This is a genomic window from Streptomyces sp. NBC_01506, assembly GCF_045040295.1.
Classification (GTDB): Bacteria; Actinomycetota; Actinomycetes; order Streptomycetales; family Streptomycetaceae; genus Streptomyces.
On sequence record NZ_CP109422.1, the window covers coordinates 2,196,229 to 2,217,984 of the forward strand.

At 71.0% G+C, this 21,756-nt stretch carries 16 protein-coding genes; 4 read left to right on the plus strand and 12 right to left on the minus strand.

Annotated elements, in window-relative coordinates; translation table 11 throughout:
* Nucleotides 1–112: 112 nt before the first annotated feature.
* The 4 genes from OG329_RS09100 to OG329_RS09115 form a co-directional block, all read right to left on the minus strand.
* Nucleotides 113–2,083, minus strand: coding sequence for an ATP-dependent DNA helicase (locus tag OG329_RS09100; protein WP_405793988.1), 1,971 nt, complete (start codon nt 2,081–2,083; stop codon nt 113–115).
* 38 nt (nt 2,084–2,121) lie between these two features.
* Nucleotides 2,122–3,903: an IucA/IucC family protein gene (locus OG329_RS09105; protein WP_405801721.1), complete on the minus strand. Its 1,782-nt coding sequence runs from the start codon at nt 3,901–3,903 to the stop codon at nt 2,122–2,124.
* A 219-nt stretch (nt 3,904–4,122) separates the two neighbouring features.
* The gene (locus OG329_RS09110) at nt 4,123–4,881 is read right to left on the minus strand and encodes a GNAT family N-acetyltransferase (protein WP_405793989.1); all 759 of its coding nucleotides are present in this window, start codon (nt 4,879–4,881) and stop codon (nt 4,123–4,125) included.
* A 41-nt stretch (nt 4,882–4,922) separates the two neighbouring features.
* Nucleotides 4,923–6,875, minus strand: coding sequence for an IucA/IucC family protein (locus OG329_RS09115; RefSeq protein ID WP_405793990.1), 1,953 nt, complete (start codon nt 6,873–6,875; stop codon nt 4,923–4,925).
* 496 nt (nt 6,876–7,371) lie between these two features.
* Between OG329_RS09115 and OG329_RS09120 the strand changes: the two genes are divergently transcribed.
* Nucleotides 7,372–8,595, plus strand: a complete 1,224-nt coding sequence (locus tag OG329_RS09120) for a trypsin-like serine peptidase (protein WP_405793991.1) — start codon at nt 7,372–7,374, stop codon at nt 8,593–8,595.
* Nucleotides 8,596–8,808: 213 nt separating this feature from the next.
* Nucleotides 8,809–9,981 (plus strand): trypsin-like serine peptidase, encoded by a 1,173-nt coding sequence (locus tag OG329_RS09125; RefSeq protein WP_405793993.1) that lies wholly within the window; start codon nt 8,809–8,811, stop codon nt 9,979–9,981.
* Between the two features lie 127 nt (nt 9,982–10,108).
* Here OG329_RS09125 and hflX read toward each other — a convergent pair whose 3' ends face one another.
* The 6 genes from hflX to miaA form a co-directional block, all read right to left on the minus strand.
* Nucleotides 10,109–11,605, minus strand: a complete 1,497-nt coding sequence (gene hflX / locus OG329_RS09130) for a GTPase HflX (RefSeq protein ID WP_405793994.1) — start codon at nt 11,603–11,605, stop codon at nt 10,109–10,111.
* Between the two features lie 234 nt (nt 11,606–11,839).
* Nucleotides 11,840–13,285 carry a M1 family metallopeptidase gene (locus tag OG329_RS09135; protein ID WP_405793995.1) on the minus strand — a complete coding sequence of 482 codons (1,446 nt, stop codon included), beginning with the start codon at nt 13,283–13,285 and terminating at the stop codon, nt 11,840–11,842.
* A gap of 187 nt (nt 13,286–13,472) precedes the next feature.
* A complete protein-coding gene (locus OG329_RS09140; RefSeq protein ID WP_405793996.1) occupies nt 13,473–15,701 on the minus strand; it encodes a RelA/SpoT family protein in 2,229 nt (742 codons plus the stop codon).
* A gap of 160 nt (nt 15,702–15,861) precedes the next feature.
* Complete coding sequence (dapF, locus tag OG329_RS09145) at nt 15,862–16,800, minus strand: diaminopimelate epimerase (protein ID WP_405793998.1); 939 nt, start codon at nt 16,798–16,800, stop codon at nt 15,862–15,864.
* A gap of 71 nt (nt 16,801–16,871) precedes the next feature.
* Complete coding sequence (locus OG329_RS09150) at nt 16,872–17,312, minus strand: hypothetical protein (RefSeq protein ID WP_405793999.1); 441 nt, start codon at nt 17,310–17,312, stop codon at nt 16,872–16,874.
* 107 nt (nt 17,313–17,419) lie between these two features.
* Nucleotides 17,420–18,358 (minus strand): tRNA (adenosine(37)-N6)-dimethylallyltransferase MiaA, encoded by a 939-nt coding sequence (miaA, locus tag OG329_RS09155; protein WP_405794001.1) that lies wholly within the window; start codon nt 18,356–18,358, stop codon nt 17,420–17,422.
* 184 nt (nt 18,359–18,542) lie between these two features.
* On the opposite strand from miaA, the gene OG329_RS09160 reads away from it, so the two are divergent.
* Together OG329_RS09160 and OG329_RS09165 are read left to right on the plus strand one after the other, a co-directional pair.
* Nucleotides 18,543–18,803: a hypothetical protein gene (locus OG329_RS09160; protein WP_405794003.1), complete on the plus strand. Its 261-nt coding sequence runs from the start codon at nt 18,543–18,545 to the stop codon at nt 18,801–18,803.
* A 49-nt stretch (nt 18,804–18,852) separates the two neighbouring features.
* On the plus strand, nt 18,853–19,125 hold the full coding sequence (locus OG329_RS09165) for an antitoxin (RefSeq protein ID WP_405794004.1): 273 nt from the start codon (nt 18,853–18,855) through the stop codon (nt 19,123–19,125).
* Between the two features lie 155 nt (nt 19,126–19,280).
* Here the strand turns inward: OG329_RS09165 and OG329_RS09170 are convergent, their stop codons facing one another.
* Both OG329_RS09170 and miaB read right to left on the minus strand, forming a co-directional pair.
* Nucleotides 19,281–20,015 carry a class III extradiol dioxygenase subunit B-like domain-containing protein gene (locus OG329_RS09170; protein ID WP_405794006.1) on the minus strand — a complete coding sequence of 245 codons (735 nt, stop codon included), beginning with the start codon at nt 20,013–20,015 and terminating at the stop codon, nt 19,281–19,283.
* Between the two features lie 76 nt (nt 20,016–20,091).
* Entirely contained in the window at nt 20,092–21,618 is a 1,527-nt protein-coding gene (miaB, locus tag OG329_RS09175) for a tRNA (N6-isopentenyl adenosine(37)-C2)-methylthiotransferase MiaB (protein ID WP_405794008.1), read from the minus strand.
* Nucleotides 21,619–21,756: the final 138 nt, after the last annotated feature.

The following is a 21,756-nucleotide window of genomic DNA, read 5'->3' on the forward strand; positions in this document are numbered from 1 at the left end:
GACCAACTGCGCCGGTCCCGGGGCCTCTCTGTGCCCGCCTCAGGCCCTCGCGGGGTCGTCCGGCGACCGGCGCTCCCGGCCGTCGGCCGTCCTGACGTGGGGCCCTGCGCGGCTACCGGCCCTCCGCCTTGGCCCGTGCGTCGATCGCGGCCAGCGAGCGGCGGGCCTGGTTGCGATCCGTCGTGTACCAGAAATCGGGCATCGAGGCCCGTAGATAGCTGCCGTACCGCGCGTTCGCCAGCCGGGGGTCAAGGACGGCCACGACACCCCGGTCCCCCGAAGCGCGGACCAGCCTGCCCGCACCCTGGGCCATCAGCAGGGCGGCATGTGTGGCCGCCACGGCCATGAAGCCGTTGCCGCCGGCCTCCTCGACCGCCTTCTGGCGCGCGCTCATCAGTGGATCGTCGGGACGCGGGAACGGAATCCGGTCCATCACCACAAGCTGCGAACTCGGCCCGGGGACGTCCACGCCCTGCCAGAGCGAGAGCGTGCCGAACAGACACGTCGCGGGATCGGCCGCGAACGCCTTGATCAACTCGCCGAGGGTTTCCTCCCCTTGAAGCAGGATCGGCGTGTCGAGCCTGCCGCGCAGTTCCTCGGCGGCGGCCTGGGCGGCGCGCATCGAGGAGAACAGTCCGAGCGTACGGCCGCCCGCGGCCTCGACCAGCTCCGCGAGCTCGTCCATCATGTCGCCGCGCGAACCCTCCCGGCCGGGCGGGGACAGATGCCGTGCGACATAGAGAATGCCCTGCTTGGGATAGTCGAAGGGCGAACCGACGTCGATGCCCTTCCACTGCGGGACGTCCTCCCCCTCGGTCCCCTCGGGGGCCAGGCCCAGGGACGCGCCGACACCGTTGAAATCCCCGCCGAGCTTGAGGGTGGCGGAGGTCAGGACCACCGAACGCTCGTTGAAAAGCTTCTCCCGCAGCAGGCCGGAGACGGAGAGCGGAGCGACCCGCAAAGACGCGCCGAACCGGTCGTGCCGCTCGTACCAGACCACGTCCCACTCGCTGCCGTTGGCGATCCGCTCGGCGACGCTGTGGATGGACTCGACGGACGCGAGAGCCTGCTTGCGTACGGCGTCCTCGTCCTGGACTGACTTGTCGCGGGTGGCGCCCAGCGCCGAGATGACCGTACGCGCGGCGTCACGCAACGCCATCAGCGCGTAGCCGAGGTCTTCGGGGATCTCTTCGAGCCTGCCGGGCAGGGCCAGCTCCATCAGCCGCTCGAAGGTCTCGGAGGCCGTCTGGAGCGAGTCGGCCGCCTTCTCGTTGACCAGCTTGGCCGCACGGCGCACCGCGCGGTTGACCTGGCCGGGGGTGAGCTCGCCGGTGGCGACCCCGGTCACCCGCGACACCAGCTCGTGCGCCTCGTCGACGATCAGCACCTCGTGCTGCGGGACGACAGGGGCGCCCTCGATGGCGTCGATGGCCAGGAGCGCGTGGTTGGTGATCACGACGTCGGCGAGCTTGGCCCGCTCGCGCGCCATCTCCGCGAAGCACTCGGCGCCGTACGCACACTTCGTCGCGCCCAGGCACTCACGGGACGACACGGAGATCTGTGCCCACGCCCGGTCGGAGACACCCGGTGTGAGATTGTCGCGGTCGCCGGTCTGCGTCTCGTCCGCCCAGTCCCGCATCCTCAGCAGGTCCTTGCCGAGCTTGCTCGAGGGCACCGCGGCCTCGAACTGGTCGAAAAGTCCGTCCTCCTCTTCCTGCGGCACGCCTTCGTTGAGGCGATGCAGACACAGGTAGTTGGAACGGCCCTTGAGCATGGCGTACTCGGGCCGCCGCCCCAGCAGGGGGCTCAGCGCGTCGACCGTCCGTGGGAGGTCACGCTCCACGAGCTGCCGTTGCAGGGCCAGGGTCGCGGTGGCCACCACGACACGCTCGCCGTGCGCCAGGGCCGGCACCAGATAGCCGAGTGACTTTCCGGTGCCGGTGCCGGCCTGCACGAGCAGATGGGAGTTGTCGTCGATGACCTCCGCGACGGCTTCGGCCATGGTGACCTGGCCTGGCCGTTCCACACCGCCGACAGCGGTGACGGCGGCATGGAGGAGCTCGGAGAGAGATGGCTTCGTCATAGCCCGACCACCCTACGGCTCCCCACTGACAACGGTGGTCACGTCCCGCTCCCACCGTCCACCGGCAGGGCGAGCGGATTGGGCACCGTCCCGTGCACAGCGGCGTGCGGGCGGTCCGCGCGGTCGCGGTATCCGTCGAGATGAAGCCGGTTGCGGTTGAGACACAGCCGCGCGATACGGGGCGTGAGCAGGTCGAAAGTCTCGAAGCGGTCCTTGAGTTCGGGGAACCGGGCTTGGTGGCGCAGGATTTCGGCCCGGACGAGTGACCAGAACGTCCGCTCCGGTACGTCCAGTTGTTCCTGGCACAGCGGTGCGAGGAAGCGGAAGACACCGACGAAAAGCCCGGAGTGGATGAACTGGGTGAGGAACGACGGATCTTCGGTAAGGAGGGTGTCCCTGACCTCCTGAGGCATCGCCGCCAGCTCCGGCAGCGGCCGGGCGCTGATGTTCACGTCGTCCACGAAGTCCTTGATCGCGAGGCGGACGGGGACATCCTTCTCGTCGAAGACGACGACGGCGTTCTCCCCGTGCGGGGAGAAGACGGTGCCGTAGCGGTAGAGGAAGCGAAGCAGGGGCGGCAGCAGCGCGGCGAAGAGTCTGCGGAGCCAGACCTCGGCCGGGAGCCCGGAGCGTTCGACGAGTTCGGCGGTGAAGGAGCGGCCGTTCGGATCGGTGTGCAGGAGTGAGGCGAGGGTCCGGGCGCGTTCGCCCGGGGCGAGTCTGGGCGGGAGGGGTTCACGCCAGATCGCGCCGAGGAGTTCCCTGTACTGGTACGGGACCTCGGGAAGGTGGTCGTAGAGCGGGTGAATCACCGTCACCGACGCCACTTCGCCGAGCAGGATCACTCCGCATTCGTCATGGAGGAAGGGGTCCGCGTCGTAGAGTCCGCGCATCCAGGCGGTGACGGCCGGAGCTGCCAGCGTGCGTTCGGTGGGCAGACCGCGCCAGACCAGGGTGTTGAGGATGGACAGCGACAGTTTCACCGTGTGCCGGTCGGGCCGGGTGGTGTTGAGGAACGTACGGATGGACTGCTGCGGCAGTCTGACGTCGCCGTCGGTGGGGAGCGCGACGATCGCGCCGCCGGCGATCTCGGCGGCGTAGAGCGGCAGAAGCGTTTCGTCCCACTGCCAGGGATGTACGGGGAGATAGAGGTACGTGTCCGGGTCGAGGCCCCGGGAGCGGAGCGTGGCGGCGAAGCCTTCGCGGGTCGCGGCGTCGAGCTCGGAGCCGTAGAGCAGGCCGGGAGAGGCGAGGGAGGGGACGCCCCGGTAGGTGGCGAGGGAGGTGCTGACCGCTATCCAGGGCAGTTGGGAGGGCGTGCGGGACTCGGGTGCCCAGCGGGTGGCGTCGGTGGCGGAGAAACCTATGCGGCCCTTGTTGAGTATGAGCCAGGGGTGGCCGGTCTGGTGCCCTTCGAGGTCGGCGTAGTCGAGGTCGGCGAGCTGGGCCGCGGTGAGGGCGGTGCCGTCGATCCTGGCGTCGGCGACGAGCGTGGCGTTCAGCTCGCGCAGGACGTGGCCGAGGGTGGCGCCGTCGATCGCGAGGAGGCGGCGCGCGAGGACGAGGAAGCGCAGGGGGTCGCGGAAGGGCCGGCCCGCGTGCTCGACGGAGTTCGGGTCGACGCGCCAGCTCCCGTAGGCGCCGCGCCGGGCGGTGAAGGTGAGGGGGGTGCCGTCGTCGAGCGCGAGCGTGTAGCGGTCGGGTGCCTCGCCGTTGGCGGCGGCCCGTGCGACGGGCTCGATGATCTCCTCGTACGCGAATTCACCGAGGAGTTTGGCGAGGAGGCGGGCGGCGGCCGCGGCCCAGAGCTGTGGGGTCAGCTCGGGTGGGGTGAAGAGGGGAGCGAGGGCGGGGACGGTGGGGGCCGAGTCCTTGGCTGCGGTGCTACCGGTGGTGGGCCGGGGACTGGGGCTGGTGCTGGTGCTGGTGTGACCGCTGCCGGTGGTGGCGGAAGCGCGTGTGGTCTCGGATGTCGGCACAGGGACTCCTCGGGACGGAACCGATGTGGATCGTGCGGTGTATGGAAAGCAGCGGGTCGTTCACAGCAGGTCTCGCAGGGCTCGTTCGCGGATCATGAGGGCGGCTCGTTTGCCGGGGAGGTCGATCTCCGCGGAGAAGCGGAAGCCGGCGCCGAGAAAGGCGGAGACGGAGGGGGTGTTGCGCAGGTCCGGTTCGGCGACGACCCGGCCGCAGTGCGGCCGGTGGTCGAGGACAAGGTTGGAGACAGCTCGGAGGAGGGTGGTGCCGACACCGCGACCGCGGTCGGCCACACCGCCGATGAGGAGATGGAGGCCGGTGTCATGGGGACGGGCGGGGTAATGACGGGCGAGCGGATCGAGATCGGCGCGGTAGAGCTCCCAATAGCTCATGGGGACACCGTCGAGGACACCCAGGCAGGGGACGCTACGCCCGTCGCCGCGCAGTTGGGTGCGCAGATGCTCGGCGGTGACGGCCTCGGCTCCCGCCAGCTCCCAGAAGGCGGCGACGGCGGGATCGTTCATCCAGCGGCTGACGAGGGCCAGATCGCGATCCAGTCGTACGGGGACGAGCTGGAAGACACCGGCGGATGTGCCGGCCGCGCCCCACCCGGTGGGGGAATCGAGCAGGGCGGACTCGCGGGCGCCGTCCGGCGGTGGGGCGCCGGCCACCACGGGCCCTCCTTGCGCCAACAGCGCGAGGACGTCGTCGGTCAGCCGCAGGTCGACGGTGTCCTCGGCACTCCCGACGAGGTGCGGGCCGGGGCCGGTTCCGGTGTCGGTGTCGATGTCGATGTCGGTGCTCGCGTCGCTGGGAGGCACGGTGGCGGTCTCCTCTCGGCAGTTCGGACGGGCAGGTGCGGTCAATGGCGAAGGGGGTTGGTGATGGTGACGTAGACGGACTGGGTGTCGACCGGGCCGACGAGTTCGTCCAGGCCACGCAGTCGGGTGAGCAGGTTGGCCTTGCAGCGCAGGGAGGTCGCCTCCAGGAGTTGGCCGGGCAGCGGTGAGCCGAGCGTCGAGGCGCGGGTGAGGAACTGGCGGAAGGCGGCGATCAGTACGCGTTCGTCGGCGAGCCGCTGGGAGCCGAACGCCCCGATCAGGCCGAGGACGTTGTTGATGCCGAGGTAGTAGGCGAAGCGCTCGTCGGTGACGTCGTCGGGCACGAAGGTGTCGCTGACCCTGCCGATGTCGGGGAGACGGCGGTCGAGCGCGTCGCGGTGGGATTCGCGGAAGTAGTAGCCCTGGTTGTCGCGGTAGCGTCCGCCGACGGGCCAGCCGTCGGGATCGAGGATCACCAGAGTGTTCTGCTGATGTGCTTCCAGAGCGACGCCGGCCGTGGCGTCGAGCCAGAGCACCGGGCGTACGACGTGGTCGAGATAGCGCAGGAACCACTCCGCGGCGACCGCGCCGACGGGCCGGCCGGTGCGGGCGACGAGGCCGGCCACGATCTCGGCGAGGCGGGAGTACATACCGCTCCGGCCGGGCCAGGGGCGGGGGGTGACGAGGCCCGCCACGCAGACGGCGTCGTTGTCGGCGCGGAACGGGTTGTGGCGCAGCATCACGTCGAGCCCGGCGATCGGCGCACCGTCGGGTGTGTCGACGGCGAGCCAGGCGGGGTCGCGCACGATGTCGAAGCCGGGATGCGCGGCGCGCAACTGCTGGGCGAGGCCGCCGCGCAGCAGCCGGTGGACCTCGACGCCGCGGTGGAGTTCCTTACGCAGGTTCTCGCGACGGGAGTTGGTGATGCGTACGCCGAGGGACAGCTTGAGCATGGCGGGTGCACCGGTCCGGTGCACCGTGCGGACCGAGGAGGTGGGGTACCAGTGATCGCCGTGCGGGCCCAGGTCGTGGAGCAGGCCGGCGTCAAGCAGTGCGCGTACGGCGGGGCGGTGGGTCAACTCGCGTGCCTGCCAAGGATGCAGCGGCAGCGGGACGGTGTGGTCGGGCAGTGCCAGATCTCCGGCGAGACGGGTGGTGAGCTGCTCGGCGTGGACGGCGCGGCCCTGCTCGGTCCAGGCCGAGTCGGTGGCGAGTACGGACCGGTCGACGGCCATCCAGTGGAGAGGGAAGGAGCCACGCAGTTCGGGTGAGAAATGGCGGTGCTCGGTGTCCGAGAGCCCCTCGCGGCTCTTGGGTGTGGGGTGCATGGGGTGACCGAGGAGGAGGGACTGTTCGGCGGTGAGGAAGAGATCGGTGCCGGCCGGTCCGGGGTCCGTTCTGCGGTCGGTGAGGAAGTCGGCGGTGCGGCGGGCGGAGTCGGCGACTCTGGCGACGAGTTCGGCGCCGTGGCTGTGACCGAACTCGCGGCTGAGGAGCGCGGCGACGGTGACGGCGTCGACGGCCGGGGCGTGCGGTCCCGCGCTCTCCAGGAGGGGCGGGCCGAAGCGGTGCCAGCCGGTGGCCGACCAGTAGCGCACGGGGACGAGCAGGGCGGTGCCGCTCGCGTCGAGCGGGATCCTGAGCGTGTTCCCGTCCGGGCGGGGGACGTTGCTCTCCCTGATCCAGCAGCGCAGCAGGTTCTCCACGGACGCGGCGTCCGCGGCCTTCCACGGGTCCGGATCGTCGAGAGGATCGAGCTGTTCGGCCACCGCCGCATCGGCCACCGGGGTGCCGGCGGGTGTGCCCGGTGTCCGGAGGTCCGCGAACACCTCGGTGCCCGGGGGCATTTGGCGGGGCACCGTGGGCGGGCTGCTCGACACGGGTCCGGCCGTCGCCGGGTCGTGCGGGGCGGCCGGTCCGGGGTCCTGGGTGGCGGGGCGGCCGACGATCCCGGGTGTGTCGCAGGTGGGGGCGGGGGCGGGGATGGGGTTCACGGGAGGACTTCCTGGTGAGGGCGCCGGGTCAATGCGCCGGGTCGGTGCGCCGGTGCGATCGCCGTCCGGTGGTCTTTCCGCCGGGTCGTTTCGGCGGTCGTCGCGGCGGCGGTCCCCGGACCGGGCGCAAGGGCGCCGCCGGGTGCGACGAGCGGCACCGGTGGAGGAACTTCGGTCACGGCCACGGCTGTCGGTCCTCCCGCGGGAACGGTTACGTCACACGTCGACGCGGCGGGTCGAGCACCGCGGCGCACATGGTGAACGCCGGCGTCGAGTCCCCCCGTAGGTACCAACGACGGCGAGCGCCCGGGATCACGGCCGACCGGAAGATCCTTCGGCGGCGGAACCGGGGCCCTGCCGTCGGCCGTCCCCATCGGCACCGGCATAGTGGGGGCCGACTTCCGGCTCCGGTCAGCACGGCCGGGTCGATTCGTCCGGGTCGATCCAGTTGATCCGTCAGTTCAGAACAGTTCCGAAGTCCCAGGGGGATCCCGACATGCGAGCCATTCGCCCACCGTTCACCACTCGCCGCGAGGGGAGCACGCGGCGACGCTCTCCCGCTGTCGTGGTCGCCTCCCTCGCGGCGGCGCTCGCACTGACGGCCACCGCCTGCGGACCCACCGACGAGACGAACGCGGGCGACAAACCGAGCGGTTCGTCGAACGAGTCCTCCGGCGACAAGATCACCATTCCGTCCGATCTCCAGGACCGCCTCAAGGAGCGCGGGATCGACCTGGACAAGTGGAGGGACGGCGAATGGAAGAACTGGGACAAGGACAAGTGGCTCCGTGAGGCACGGGACTACGTCAACCCGATCATCGAGGACCTCTGGGACCCGGACCGGATGCGGGACGCCGAAGAACCCGACAAGCCGGTCGAGGAGGAGGACATCTCCGGCGACGCGGGTGTCACCGACCCGACCCCGCAGCCGGTGGAGGCGACGGCGGTGAGCGCGCCGTACGACGGTGACGTGCCCGAGGCGGGCAAGCTGTTCTTCGACGGGCCCGACGGCTCGATGGTCTGCTCGGCGACGGTGGTGAAGGACCCCGCCAACCCCGGCAAGTCCAACATGGTGTGGACGGCGGGCCATTGCGTGCACGCGGGCAAGAGCGGCGGCTGGTACCGGAACATCGCGTTCGTCCCGTCGTACAACAACAGCGACTTGGCGATCTCCGAGTTGGAGCGCGCCGCCAAGGAAGAGATCGCCCCGCACGGCATCTGGTGGGGCGAGTGGGCGCAGACCTCCGAGGAGTGGATCTCCGAGGGAGCGGCGACGGGCGGTCTGGGCGCCCCGTTCGACTTCGCGGTGATCCACGTGACCCCCGAGAAGGGCGGTGACGGCAAGTCGCTGGAGGAGACCGTCGGCGCCGCGCTGCCGGTCGACTTCAACGCTCCGGCCACGCCGGAGATCGATGCGATGACGGCGACCGGCTATCCGGAGGCGCCGCCGTTCGACGGTCAGAAGCTTTTCCAGTGCGACGACAAGCCGGGCCGGCTGTCCATCAACGCCCAGGACCCGACGATGCACCGCATCGGCTGCACGATGACCGGCGGTTCGTCCGGGGGCGGCTGGATCGCGAATGGTCAGGACGGCAAGCCCGCCCTGGTGTCGAACACCTCGATCGGCCCGGTGACCGCGGGCTGGCTCGCGGGCCCGCGTCTCGGTGACGAGGCCAAGGGCATCTACGAAGCGGTCAGCGAGAAGTACGCCGACCAGTAGGACCACCGGTGTGCGGTCCATGTGCCCGACGCGCATGTGGACCGCACTCCACGCCCGTCCACCGGTACGCCCCTGCTCAACGATCTCGAGAACGGGCGGCCGCAACGGGCGGCGCACAGTGAGGTCACCGCACGATGGTCCGTCTGAGGGCCACCTTGTGGCGTGACACGTTCATGGCAAGCGACTCAAGTGCTTTCAGGGGGAACGTTTTTTATGCGATCGATACGTCCGCTGCTGACTGCCGCCAGCCTCGTCGCGGCCCTCGCGCTGACGGCGACGGCCTGTGGCGGCGAGAGCGAGGACAAGGCCGCCGACAAGCCCGCCGCCTCAACTCCCGCCGCCGACGAGGCGGTCAAGGGGATACCCGCGGATCTGGCCGACCGGCTCAAGGAACACGGTGTCGACCCGGAGAAGTGGAAGGACGGTGAGTGGAAGAACTGGGACAAGGACAAGTGGCTGCGCAGCGCCAAGGACTTCGTCAACCCGGTCATCGAAGACCTGTGGAAGCCCGAGCGGATGAAGACGGCGAAGTCGCCGACGAAGACCCTGGCCGCCGGTGACATCTCCGGCGACCAGGACGTCACCGACCCCGAGCCGACGCCGGTCCAGGCGGAGCCGGAGAAGACGCCGTACACCGATCACGCGGCGCCGGTCGGGAAGGTCTTCTTCGACTCCCCCGAGGGCCCGATGGTCTGCTCGGCCACGGTGGTCAAGGACCCGAAGAACCCCGGCAAGTCCAACCTGGTGTGGACCGCGGGCCACTGCGTCCACGCGGGCGCGGGCGGCGGCTGGTACCGCAACATCATGTTCGTCCCCGCCTACAACAACACGGGCAAGCCCGCGGACGAGCTGCGGAACGCGCAGCCGCAGGAGATCGCCCCGTACGGGCAGTACTGGGCCGACTGGGTCGCCACCTCCAACGAGTGGATCAGCGACGGCGGCCCGACCGGCGGCGACGGAGCGGCGTACGACTACTCGGTCATGCACGTCACCCCGGAGAACGGCGGCAAGTCGCTGGAGGAGACGGTCGGCGCGGCCCTCGACGTCGACTTCGACGCCCCTGAGGCGAGCGGCATCGGCAGCCTGGGAGCGTGGGGTTACCCCGCGGCCCCGCCGTACGACGGGCTGATCATGCACAAGTGCGTCGACAACGCCGGCCGGCTGTCGATCGCCACCGGTACGCCCACAATGTGGCGCATCGGCTGCTCCATGACCGGTGGTTCCTCCGGCGGCGGCTGGTTCGCGGCCGGACCGGACGGCACGTCGGTGCTGGTCTCCAACACCTCGATCGGCCCGGTCACTTCGGGCTGGCTGGCCGGTCCCCGGCTCGGCGAGGGCGCCCAGCAGCTCTACACGATGATGAGTGACAAGTTCGCGGACCAGTAACGCCCTGCGGCCGGTACGGCAGAAGGCCCGCCCCCTCGTGTGGAGAGGGCGGGCCTTCCGGCATGAACGCGTCGCGTCACGCGTGCAAGCGGTGCGGTGCTGTCCGGTCCGGTGCGGTGCGGTGCGGTCAGCCGACCGCGGGGACAGGCACGTACACAGCGAGCGCCGAGGCCAGCTCCTCATGGACCTGCGCCTTCAGCAGGGTGCCCTCCGGGGTGTGCTCCTCGGACAGCACCTCACCCTCGGCGTGCACCCGCGAGACCAGACCGCCGTCCGTGTACGGCACCAGCGCCTCGACCGTGATCGCCGGCCTGGGCAGCTCGGTGTCGATGAGCGCCAGCAGCTCCGCCATCCCGGCACCGGTCCGCGCCGATACGGCGATCGCGTGCCGCTCCATCCGCAGCAGCCGCTGAAGGACCTCCGGGTCCGCCGCGTCGGCCTTGTTGATCACCACGATCTCGCGGACGTCCACCGCGCCCACATCGCGGATCACCTCACGCACGGCGGCCAGTTGCTCCTCCGGGGCGGGATGCGAGCCGTCGACCACATGCAGGATCAGATCGGAGTCTCCGACCTCCTCCATGGTCGAGCGGAACGCCTCCACGAGGTGGTGCGGCAGATGCCGCACGAACCCGACGGTGTCCGCCAGCGTGTAGATCCTGCCGCTCGGTGTCTCGGCCCGGCGCACGGTCGGGTCCAGGGTGGCGAACAGGGAGTTCTCCACCAGGACGCCCGCGCCGGTGAGGCGGTTGAGCAGCGAGGACTTCCCCGCGTTCGTATACCCGGCGATCGCGACCGACGGCACCTTGTGGCGCCGGCGCTCCTGCCGCTTGATCTCGCGGCCGGTCTTCATCTCCACGATCTCCCGGCGCATCTTCGCCATCTTCTCGCGGATCCGGCGCCGGTCCGTCTCGATCTTCGTCTCACCGGGGCCACGCGTGGCCATGCCGCCACCGCCGCCGCCACCCATCTGCCGGGACAGCGACTGACCCCAGCCGCGCAGCCTCGGCAGCATGTATTGCATCTGGGCCAGCGCGACCTGTGCCTTGCCCTCCCGGGACTTGGCGTGCTGGGCGAAGATGTCCAGGATCAGGGCCGTACGGTCCACGACCTTGACCTTGACGACATCCTCGAGGTGGATGAGCTGGCCGGGGCTGAGCTCACCGTCGCAGACGACCGTGTCCGCGCCGGTCTCCAGCACCAGGTCGTACAGCTCGCGCGCCTTGCCCGAGCCGATGTATGTGGCCGGGTCGGGCTTGTCACGGCGCTGGATGACTCCGTCGAGCACCAGCGCGCCGGCCGTCTCGGCCAGCGCCGCCAGCTCGGCGAGCGAATTCTCGGCTTCCCGCACGGTCCCCGAGACCCAGACGCCGACCAGCACCACGCGCTCCAGGCGCAACTGTCGGTACTCGACCTCGGTGACGTCCTCGAGCTCGGTGGAGAGGCCCGCCACGCGCCGTAGCGCCGCGCGGTCGGAACGGTCGAACTGATCGCCGTCCCGGTTTCCGTCGATCTCTTGGCTCCAGGCGACGTCCTCTTCCATCAGGGCATCGGCCCGAAGGCTTTCCGTGCGGGGGTCCGCGGAGATCTGCTCGTCCTGGGAAGGGGAAGAAGAGGAGGTCATTGGATCCTTACGTCGAAGAGAATGTTCGGGCGTGGACAGACTGCCCACCCACATCGGTCACAACGCGTAACGATCCGGATTGATTCCCGGCGTCACGGTCCTGGCGTTCCCGTCCCGGAGTACCGGTCCTGGCAGCGCCGCCGACCCCTTGATGGTGGCACGACCCGGCCGGGACCGTCATGTGGGTTTCACGGTCCCCTTCCCGCGCTCCTCCCGCGCGGCCCCTCCCGCGCCCTACTTCGCCGCCGTGCTCGTCCAGTCCGGGTGCCCCGGCATGGGCGGGGTCCTACGCCCGTACAGCCACCCCTCGAAGAAGTCCGACAGGTCACGCCCCGCGATGTCCGACGCCAGCCTCGTGAAGTCCGCCGTGGTCGCCGTCCCGTCCCGGTGGTCGCGCACCCAGTCCCGCTCCAGCCGCCGGAACTCGCCCTCGCCGATCTCCTGGCGCAGCGCGTAGAGCACCAGGGCGCTGCCGTCGTACACCACCGGCCGGAAGAGGCTGATCTGCCGGCCGGGCGCCGGGGGCTCCGGAGCGGCCGGCGGTCCGCCCGCCGCGCGCCAGCCGTCGGACAGCCGGTACGCCTCGCGCATGCGCTCCTCCAGCGGCTTGTCCGCGTGCTCCTGCGCGTACAGCGCCTCGTACCAGCTCGCGTGCCCCTCGTTGAGCCACAGGTCCGACCACGCGCGCGGTGAGACGCTGTCGCCGAACCACTGGTGCGCCAGCTCATGGACCATGACCGATTCGACGTACCACCGCGGGTACGCGGACCGGGTGAACAGCGAACGCTCGAACAGCGACAGCGTCTGTGTCTCCAGCTCGAATCCGGTCTCGGCACCGGCGACGAGGATGCCGTACGTCTCGAACGGATACCGCCCGACCTGCCGCTCCATCCACTCCAACTGGCCCGGCGTCTTCGCCAGCCACGGCTCCAGCTCCGCGCGGTCGGCCGCCGGGACCACGTCGCGCAGGGGCAGTCCGTGCGGCCCCTCGCGGTGCACCACGGCCGAGTCGCCGATGGACACCTGCGCCAGCTCGGTGGCCATGGGGTGACGGCTGCCGTACGTCCAGGTGGTGGTGGCACCGTGGCGGGTCTTCGCCACCGGAAGTCCGTTGGCCACGACGGTCAGCTCACTGGGCGCGGTGACACGGAAGGTGAACGCGGCCTTGTCGGCGGGGTGGTCGTTGCCCGGGAAGACGCGGTGCGCGGCGTCGGCCTGGTTGGCCATCGCAAGGCCGTCCGCCGTCGGCACCCAGCCGCCCTTGCCGCCCGTCGGGTCGCTGGTGTGGATGACAGTGACGCGTACCCGAGAGCCCGCCTCGACGGCCTCACGCGGCGTGACCACCAGGTCTTCGCCGACGGTCGCGAAGTCGGCGCGCGCGCCGTCGACCTCGACGGAGCGGACCTTGCCGTGGGTGAAGTCGAGGTTGACGCGCTCCAGACGCTGCGTCGCGCGGGCGTCGATCGCGGTGACGGCGTCGAGCGGCTTGGTGTTGTCGCCGCGGTAGGTGAAGTCGATGTCGTAGGCGAGGACGTCGTATCCGGGGTTGCCCAGGTGCGGGAAAAGCGGATCGCCGATGCCGAGCGCCTGCGGGGCGGGGGCGGGGAGCGTCGCGGCGACGAGGGTGGCCGACGCGGTGGCCAGCAGGGCGGCGCGCAGCCGGTGGGAGGTGAACAGCATGGACCACCGCTACCAGCGTGCGGCGGGCGTACGACGGCGGCGCGCTTCACGCCCACCCGAAAGAGGCGGGCGGGCCGTCGGGCGCGGGCCGTGACGCGGCTCGCGGGAGATCCCGGGGGGCTACGGGGCGGGGCTCACGGGGCGGGTTCGGGGCGCGTTATGCGGTACGCCGTGCCGACGCGCCCGTTCAGGAGGCCGGCTCGTGCTGCGCGCGCCGTACGTCGAACACACCCGGCACGTCCCGCATGGCGCGCATCAGACCGGGAAGCCCTGCCGCGTCGGGCAGTTGGAGCGTGTACGTATGCCGTACCCGCTGCTCGCTCGGCGGCTCCACGTTGGCCGACACGATCGCCGCGCCGGCCGTGGCGATGGCCTCGGTGAGGTCGGCGAGCAGCCGCGGCCGGCCGAAGGACTCGGCGTACAGCGTGACCCGGCACGCCGCCTCGTCACCCCAGCTCACCACGACCGGCACGCGGCCGAGCGCGGTCATCCTGCCGACGGCGGGACACTCCGCGCGGTGCACGGTGACGGCGCCGCCCCGGACGGTGAATCCCGTGACGGCGTCGGGCGGTACGGGCGTACAGCAGCCGGCCAGCCGTACGTTCGCCTCGGGCACGTCCACCACGACGTTGGCCACGCCGCGCCGCCCCGCGGTGACGGCGCCCTGCGGGCGCGGCGGCGCCGCGGGCACCTTCAGGCTCTGCGGATTCGCGGCGAGCCACCCGGCGATCGCGATCCGCGCGGCAGGCGTACGGGCGTGGTCCAGCCACTCGGGAGAGGGTCCGGGAGCGGCGTCCTGGGGCAGGCCGCGCGCCGGGTCCCGCACGTCGTCGGGATGCTCGGGGCCCTGACCACGCCCGGGTCCACGACCGCCCCGCGCGCGCCGGGGGCCCTCGTCACTGTCCCGGTCGCCGCCGTCGCCGTCCCCATGGGCCTCCTGAACGGGGCTGTGAGCCAGCAGCAGTTGCACCGTGTCGCCGTCGACCAGAACCGTACTCAGCGTCGCCAGACGGCCGTTGACGCGCGCCCCGATGCAGTGGTGCGCGCCGTCGCCGTGCTGCGCGTACGCCGCGTCCACACATGTCGCGCCGGCGGGCAGACCCAGCATGCCGCCGTCGGCGAGGAAGACGCTGATCTCCCGGTCCTGGGCGAGATCGGCGCGCAGCGTCGTCCAGAACGTGTCGGGGTCGGTCGCCGCCTCCTGCCACTCCAGGAGGCGCGAGAGCCAGCCGGGCCTGGTCGGGTCGGCGCGTTCGCCGTCGGCCGGTTCGGCCCCGTCGACGGGCGCGTACGGATTGCCCAGCGCGACCACACCGGCCTCGGCGACCTTGTGCATCTGGTGCGTACGGATGAGGACTTCGACGACCGCCCCGTCGGGGCCGGCGACCGCCGTGTGCAGCGACTGGTACAGGTTGTACTTCGGGGCGGCGATGAAGTCCTTGAACTCGGAGATCACCGGTGTGAAGCAGGTGTGCAACTCACCGAGCACGGCGTAGCAGTCGGCGTCCTCACCGACCAGGACGAGGAGGCGGCCGAAGTCCGTGCCGCGCATCTCGCCGCGTTTCAGCCGGGCGCGGTGCACGGACAGGAAGTGCCGCGGCCTGATGACGACTTCGGCGGTGATGCCGGCCTCGCGAAGCGTCCGCCGCACGTCCTCGGCGATGGTGTCCAGGCCCGGCCCCGCGGTGGCCCTGTCGGCGATGACGGTGCGGGTGCGCTCGTACTCCTCGGGCTGGAGGATCGCGAAGACCAGGTCCTCCAGCTCGGTCTTGAGCGCCTGCACGCCGAGCCGTTCGGCGAGCGGGATGAGGACGTCGTGGGTGACCTTGGCGATCCGTTCCTGCTTCTCCGGCCGCATCACACCGAGGGTGCGCATGTTGTGCAGCCGGTCGGCGAGTTTGATCGACATCACCCGGACATCGTTGCCGGTGGCGACCAGCATCTTGCGGAATGTCTCGGGCTCGGCGGCGGCGCCGTAGTCCACCTTCTCCAGCTTCGTCACACCGTCGACCAGATAGCAGACCTCGTCGCCGAACTCCGCGCGGACCTGATCGAGCGTCACGTCCGTGTCCTCGACGGTGTCGTGGAGGAGTGACGCGGTCAACGTCGTGGTCTCGGCGCCGAGTTCGGCGAGGATCAGGGTCACGGCGAGCGGATGCGTGATGTACGGTTCGCCGCTCTTGCGGAACTGTCCGCGGTGCGACATCTCGGCGAGTACATACGCCTTGCCCAGCACGAGCAGGTCGGCGTCGGGGTGGTGCGCGCGGTGCGCGTCGGCGACATGGCCGATCGCGTCCGGCAGCCGGTCCCTGGACGCGGGGCCCAGCAGCGCCGCCCTGCCGAGCCGGCGGAGGTCGATACTGGTACGGCCGCGCCTGCGGCTGCGGGCACCAGGGCTGGTGGCCTCTGCGCTCATGGGGCACCTCCGGCAGCTTCGACCGGCGGTGGGAGGGACAGGAGCGCCCTCCCGGCCGGTGCTTGATGCTACCGACCCCACCACGTGCCTCGGTCCACCTCTCCCCCAGCGTGAAACGGATCACCCATTCGAGCGAACCCGTGGCGGGGTTTCGAGGACTTCAGCGCGCGTCGAGCAGTTCCGCCCACTGACCGTCGAGCAGGCCCTCGGCGACGATCACGGCCGGGCCGGTCATCTCGATCTCGCCGTCGGGACGTTCGGTGATGACGAGCCGTCCGCCGGGCAGGTCCACCGTGTACGTGACGGGCTCACCGGTCACCGCGGGGTCGATGCCGTCCCTGCGGGCCGCGGCGACGGCGACGGCGCACGCGCCCGTACCGCAGGACCGTGTCTCGCCGGAGCCGCGTTCATGGACGCGCATGGCGACATGGCGCGGGCCGCGTCCGACGACGAATTCGACGTTCACGCCGTCCGGATAGGCCGAGGCGGGGCTGACGGGCGGAGCGGTGAACAGATTCCCCGCGTGGGCGAGGTCGTCGACGAAGGCGACGGCGTGCGGATTACCCATGTTGACGTTACGGGCGGGCCAACCCCGGTCCCCCACCACGACGCTGACGTCCCCTTCGGGGAGGACGGCGCGTCCCATCCGGACCGTGACAGCTTCCGGATCGACCGTCCCGCCGCCCGTTTCAAGGGACTTGGTGGTGGCCTTGGCGATGTGGATCTCCTTGACGCCGCCACGGGTGGCGACGGCGAGGTCGCCCGCGTCCACGAGACCGGCGCGCCGCAGATACCGCGCGAAGACCCGGACCCCGTTGCCGCACATCTCGGCGACGGATCCGTCCGCGTTGCGGTAGTCCATGAACCACTGAGCCCGGTCGGCCATGGACCGCGCCTCGGGGTGCGCGGCGGACCGTACGACATGCAGCAGCCCGTCCCCGCCGATGCCGGCCCGGCGGTCGCAGAGCCTCGCGACGGCGGCGGCCGACAGCGCGACGGTGTTGTCCGGGTCCGGAATGATCACGAAGTCGTTCTCGGTCCCGTGGCCCTTGAGAAAAGGGATCGGTGACGACTGCGCGGCGGGGCGGTAGGTACTCACGCGTCAATCGTACGAGGTGGCACCGACAACGCGACCGCGCGACCGGGCCACCGCGGCAGGCCGCGCCCGTGTCAGCGCAGGCGGGCGACGCGCCAGACGGCGAGGGCGACGAGGGCGACGCCCCCGGCCACGTACAGCGCGAGAACGCGCCAGTCCGGGCGCTCGCCGGACCCGCGGGCCGGCAGACCGGGCCACGCGTGGCCCACGCGGCGGGCGGCCATCATGCCCCAGCCGGCGGCGCAGCAACTGATCAGCAGGCCGAGCATCGCGACGACGGCGCCGCCGTCACCTGTCCCGAAGGCCAGCGGGAAGGCGAACATCAGCGAGCCGACGGCGGCGAGCATCACGATGGGGGCGAGCTGCCAGATCCGCAGGCGTCGCTGCGGCCGCAGCTCGACCTCCACCTCGGGAGTCACCGTGTCTTCGTCGTCGGGTCCGTCAGGACTCAGCCGCGGGGCTTCTTCCCGCGGCTCCTGCGTTCCCTGATCTGTGTTGCGAGGGCCGGCCTCCATCGCCACGCGCCCTCCCAACTCGGACTCCACTGGTCGATCGATGCTCGATGATGGCACGGCCCCGGGCACCGGATTGACGGCCTGAGCGTCCCGATGCCATCACGTGATCAGGCTGTGACCGCTCGTTCGACCAACGTCAGCGCGAGGTGCGGGAGTTCCTCCCGGTCGTCGGCCGCGCCGCTCAGCCAGTGCACACGGGGGTCGCGGCGAAACCATGAGTCCTGACGGCGCGCGAAGCGCTTGGTGGCGCGTACGGTCTCGGCGCGCGCCTGGTCCTCGGTGTGGTCGCCCGCGAGGGCCGACAGCACCTGCTGGTAGCCGAGAGCGCGCGAGGCCGTACGGCCCTCGCGCAGGCCGCGCGCCTCCAACTCCCGTACCTCGTCCACGAGCCCGGCCTCCCACATACGGTCGACGCGCAGCGCGATGCGCTCGTCGAGTTCGGGGCGCTCCACGTCGACGCCGATCTGCACGGTCTCGTACACCGCGTCATGGCCGGGCAGATTGGCGGTGAACGGCTTCCCGGTGATCTCGAACACCTCGAGCGCCCGGACGATGCGTCGCCCGTTGCTGGGGAGGATCGCGCGGCCCGCCGGCGGATCGGCGGCGGCCAGCCGGGCGTGCAGGGCGCCGGAGCCTCGCACTCTCAGTTCCTCCTCCAGCCGGGCGCGGACCTCGGGGTCGGTGCCGGGGAAGTCGAGGGCGTCGATGGCGCCCCGTACGTAGAGGCCGGAGCCGCCGACGAGGACGGGTGTACGGCCTTCGGCGAGCAGCCGGTCGATCTCGATCCTGGCCAGCCGCTGGTACTCGGCGACGTTGGCCGCCTCGGTGACGTCCCAGATGTCGAGGAGGTGGTGCGGGACGCCGCGGCGCTCCTCGGTCGTCAGCTTGGCGGTCCCGATGTCCATCCCCCGGTAGAGCTGCATGGAGTCGGCGTTGACGACCTCACCGTCGAGTTGCCGGGCGAGATGGACGCCCAGGTCGGACTTGCCGGCCGCGGTGGGGCCGACGACGGCGATGACCCGCGGTGCGGGCGCTGCGGTACTCACGGCCCCAGTCTCGCAAACCTGGTGACCGGTTCCCGAACGAGTTACGTGACGGCCCCCTGTGCGGGGTCGTTGGCCGTTGCGAGATTCCGGACCGCCGGTTTTCGGGCCGGTGTCCGCGAGCGGCCCGCTGGGACGCTCCGGGCGACGCGGAATTTCGCCCACACGAGTAGCATATGGAGTTGATATGGGCGTTTTTGCACGGCTACGCCGGAAGTCCAAGCGGGCGGAAGGCGAAGCCGGGTCGGCCTCCCCGGCCGCCGGACCGGTCGCGGACCGTACCCCCGCCCCCGAGGCCCCCGAGGCCGTACGGGCTACGGTTGCGGACAGCGAAGCAACCGGCGTCGGCAACGGCGGCACGACTACCGCGGAGGGTGTTGACATCCCGAAGCAGCAGACCGCCGACGAGGCGGCCGACAACGAAGCCGGCGAAGGCGCCCGCGCATAGTCGGCACAGAGCCGATCGCCCCCACCGGGGGCCTGAGGGAAGGTGACCCATGAGCTTCCTTGACTCACTTAAGGCCAAGCTGTCCCCCGCCAAGGACAGAGTCTCCGACCTCGCGCAGCAGCACGGGGGAAAGATCGGAGACGGTCTGGACAAGGCCGCGAAGACGGTCGACCAGAAGACCAAGGGCAAGTACAGCGACAAGATCGAGTCCGGGACCGGAAAGGCCAAGGACGCTCTGGAGCGGATGTCGCACAAGGACGGCAAGGAAGGCGGCGGCGCCAACCCGCCCTCTTCCCCTCCTCCGCCGCCGCCGGCCTCCTGAGGCACGAGGAACGGCGAACGACGGTCATATCGATGACGGCGACGGCCGTGAAGCGCTGAAACGGCGCTTCGCGGCCGTCGCCGTCATCGATGCGACCGGGTGCCTGGGGGTGGGGGGGGGGGGTCCCCTCCCCCCACCCCACCCCCGTTGTCCCGCTACGACCAGGCCGCCACGAGGTAGCCCACGCCGTAGGGCGCGTCCTCGTAGAGCAGGGCACCGCCCAGGGACGCTCCCTCGGCCGCGCCCGCGAGCACCTGCCAGCAGGCGCGGCCCGCCGCCTTCAGGTCGGTCGCCAGCGACTCGTCCAGCGCGGCGAGCGCCGCCACGTCGGCCGAGCCCAGCGCGCGTGCGACCTCGGCGTCGAAGGTCGCGGCGCGCTCGTCGAGATACCCGGGCGCCTTGAGCGTGCGGCACGCGCTGGCGTCGCCCATCACCAGCAGTGCGACCCGTTCGTCTTCCCGTGCGATGTTGCTGCCGGTTTTGATACACCGCTCGGCGTCGAGAGGTTCCCGGACGGCGAGTCCTTGGATCGGTGAGGCGGACCAGGCGACGTGCGTGAGCAGCCAGGCGGCGACGGCCAGCGAGGTCGGCAGCGGGGCCCCGGATCGTGCGTGGCCGTTCCCGGGCTCGTGCGGCTTCCCGTCGAGCGTGACGTCGACAGCCACCCCGTACCCGCCGAAGGAGCCGTACGCACCCTGCGGATATGTCTGAAGGTCCGCCGGGCCGGCCGCCGGGCCGACGACCATCAGCCGGTCGGGCCTGGAGGCGGCGAGCACACCGAGGGCGTCGGCGCACGCGTCCCGGGCGGTGTCGAGTTCCGGGGCGGCACCGGCGGCGACGGCGGGCACGAGCAGAGGCGGACAGGGGCACACGGCCGCGGATACGAGCATGCTGCGCAGACTAGGCCCTGTCCGGGCACGTGGGAGGTCCGCGTACGGGCGTCCCACCAGTCACACCACCGGCGCGTCACACCACCGAGCAGCCGCCCGTCGCGGCGGGCAGCGGCGGCGGGACGCCGATCGACGGCAGACCGAGCAGCACACCGGCGGGCTCGGGCGGTGCCGCGTTGCGCCTCTCCCAGGCGTCACCGGCGCGCGTGCGCCGTATCCGCGTCGTCGGCCCCTCGGCGAGCAGGTGGTGCGGAGCCGCGTACGTGATGTCGACGGTCACCACGTCGCCCGGACGCGCCTCCTGGTCGGGCGCGGTGAAATGCACCAGCCTGCTGTCCGGCGCGCGGCCGGAGAGCCGGCGGGTGGCGCCGTCCTTGCGGCCCTCGCCTTCGGCGACCATGACCTCGAGGGTGCGGCCCACCTGCGTCTTGTTCTCGTCCCAGGAGATCTCCTCCTGAAGGGCGACGAGGCGCAGGTAGCGCTCCTGCACGACCTCTTTGGGAATCTGCCCGTCCATGTCGGCGGCGGGCGTGCCGGGGCGCTTGGAGTACTGGAAGGTGAAGGCGTTCGCGAAGCGCGCCTGGCGCACCGTGTGCATCGTCTGCTGGAAGTCCTCCTCGGTCTCGCCGGGGAAGCCCACGATGATGTCGGTGGAGATGGCGGCGTGCGGGATGGCCGCGCGCACCTTGTCGATGATGCCGAGGAATCGCTCCTGCCGGTAGGAGCGGCGCATCGCCTTCAGGACGGTGTCCGAGCCGGACTGCAGGGGCATGTGGAGCTGCGGCATGACGTTGGGCGTCTCGGCCATCGCGGCGATGACGTCGTCGGTGAAGTCGCGCGGGTGCGGCGAGGTGAAGCGGACGCGCTCCAGGCCCTCGATCGTCCCGCAGGCCCGCAGAAGCTTGGAGAACGCTTCGCGGTCGCCGATGTCGGAACCGTACGCGTTGACGTTCTGGCCGAGGAGCGTGATCTCCGAGACGCCCTCGGCGACCAGCGCTTCGACCTCGGCGAGGACGTCGCCGGGGCGGCGGTCCTTCTCCTTGCCGCGCAGGGCGGGGACGATGCAGAAGGTGCAGGTGTTGTTGCATCCCACGGAGATGGACACCCACGCGGCGTAGGCGGACTCGCGGCGGGTCGGCAGCGTGGACGGGAACGCCTCCAGCGACTCGGCGATCTCGACCTGTGCCTCTTCCTGTACGCGGGCCCGCTCCAGCAGTACGGGGAGCTTGCCGATGTTGTGCGTACCGAAGACGACGTCGACCCAGGGCGCCCTCTTGACGATGGTGTCGCGGTCCTTCTGGGCGAGGCAGCCGCCGACGGCGATCTGCATGCCGGGGCGCCGGGTCTTCATCGGGGCCAGCCGGCCGAGGTTGCCGTACAGCTTGTTGTCGGCGTTCTCGCGTACGGCGCAGGTGTTGAAGACGACGACGTCGGCGTCGCCGTCGGCCCCTTCGGGGGCCCGGACATAGCCCGCGTCCTCCAGCAGACCGGACAATCGTTCGGAGTCGTGGACATTCATCTGGCACCCGTAGGTGCGCACCTCGTAGGTCCGGTCAACGCCCACTTGGTCCACCGCTCCGGCCCGGTCACTGCTACTGGTCACCCGTCCAGGGTAAGGGGGTGCCCGAGATGGCTCCGCCAGTGGCGCCGTGAGGCCGACAAATCCCCTGTGCCTCTGGAGTATCGCGCTCGGCGTTTCGGACAGCGCCGGGCGGTGGGCGGACCCGCGCGCGCCAAGGCC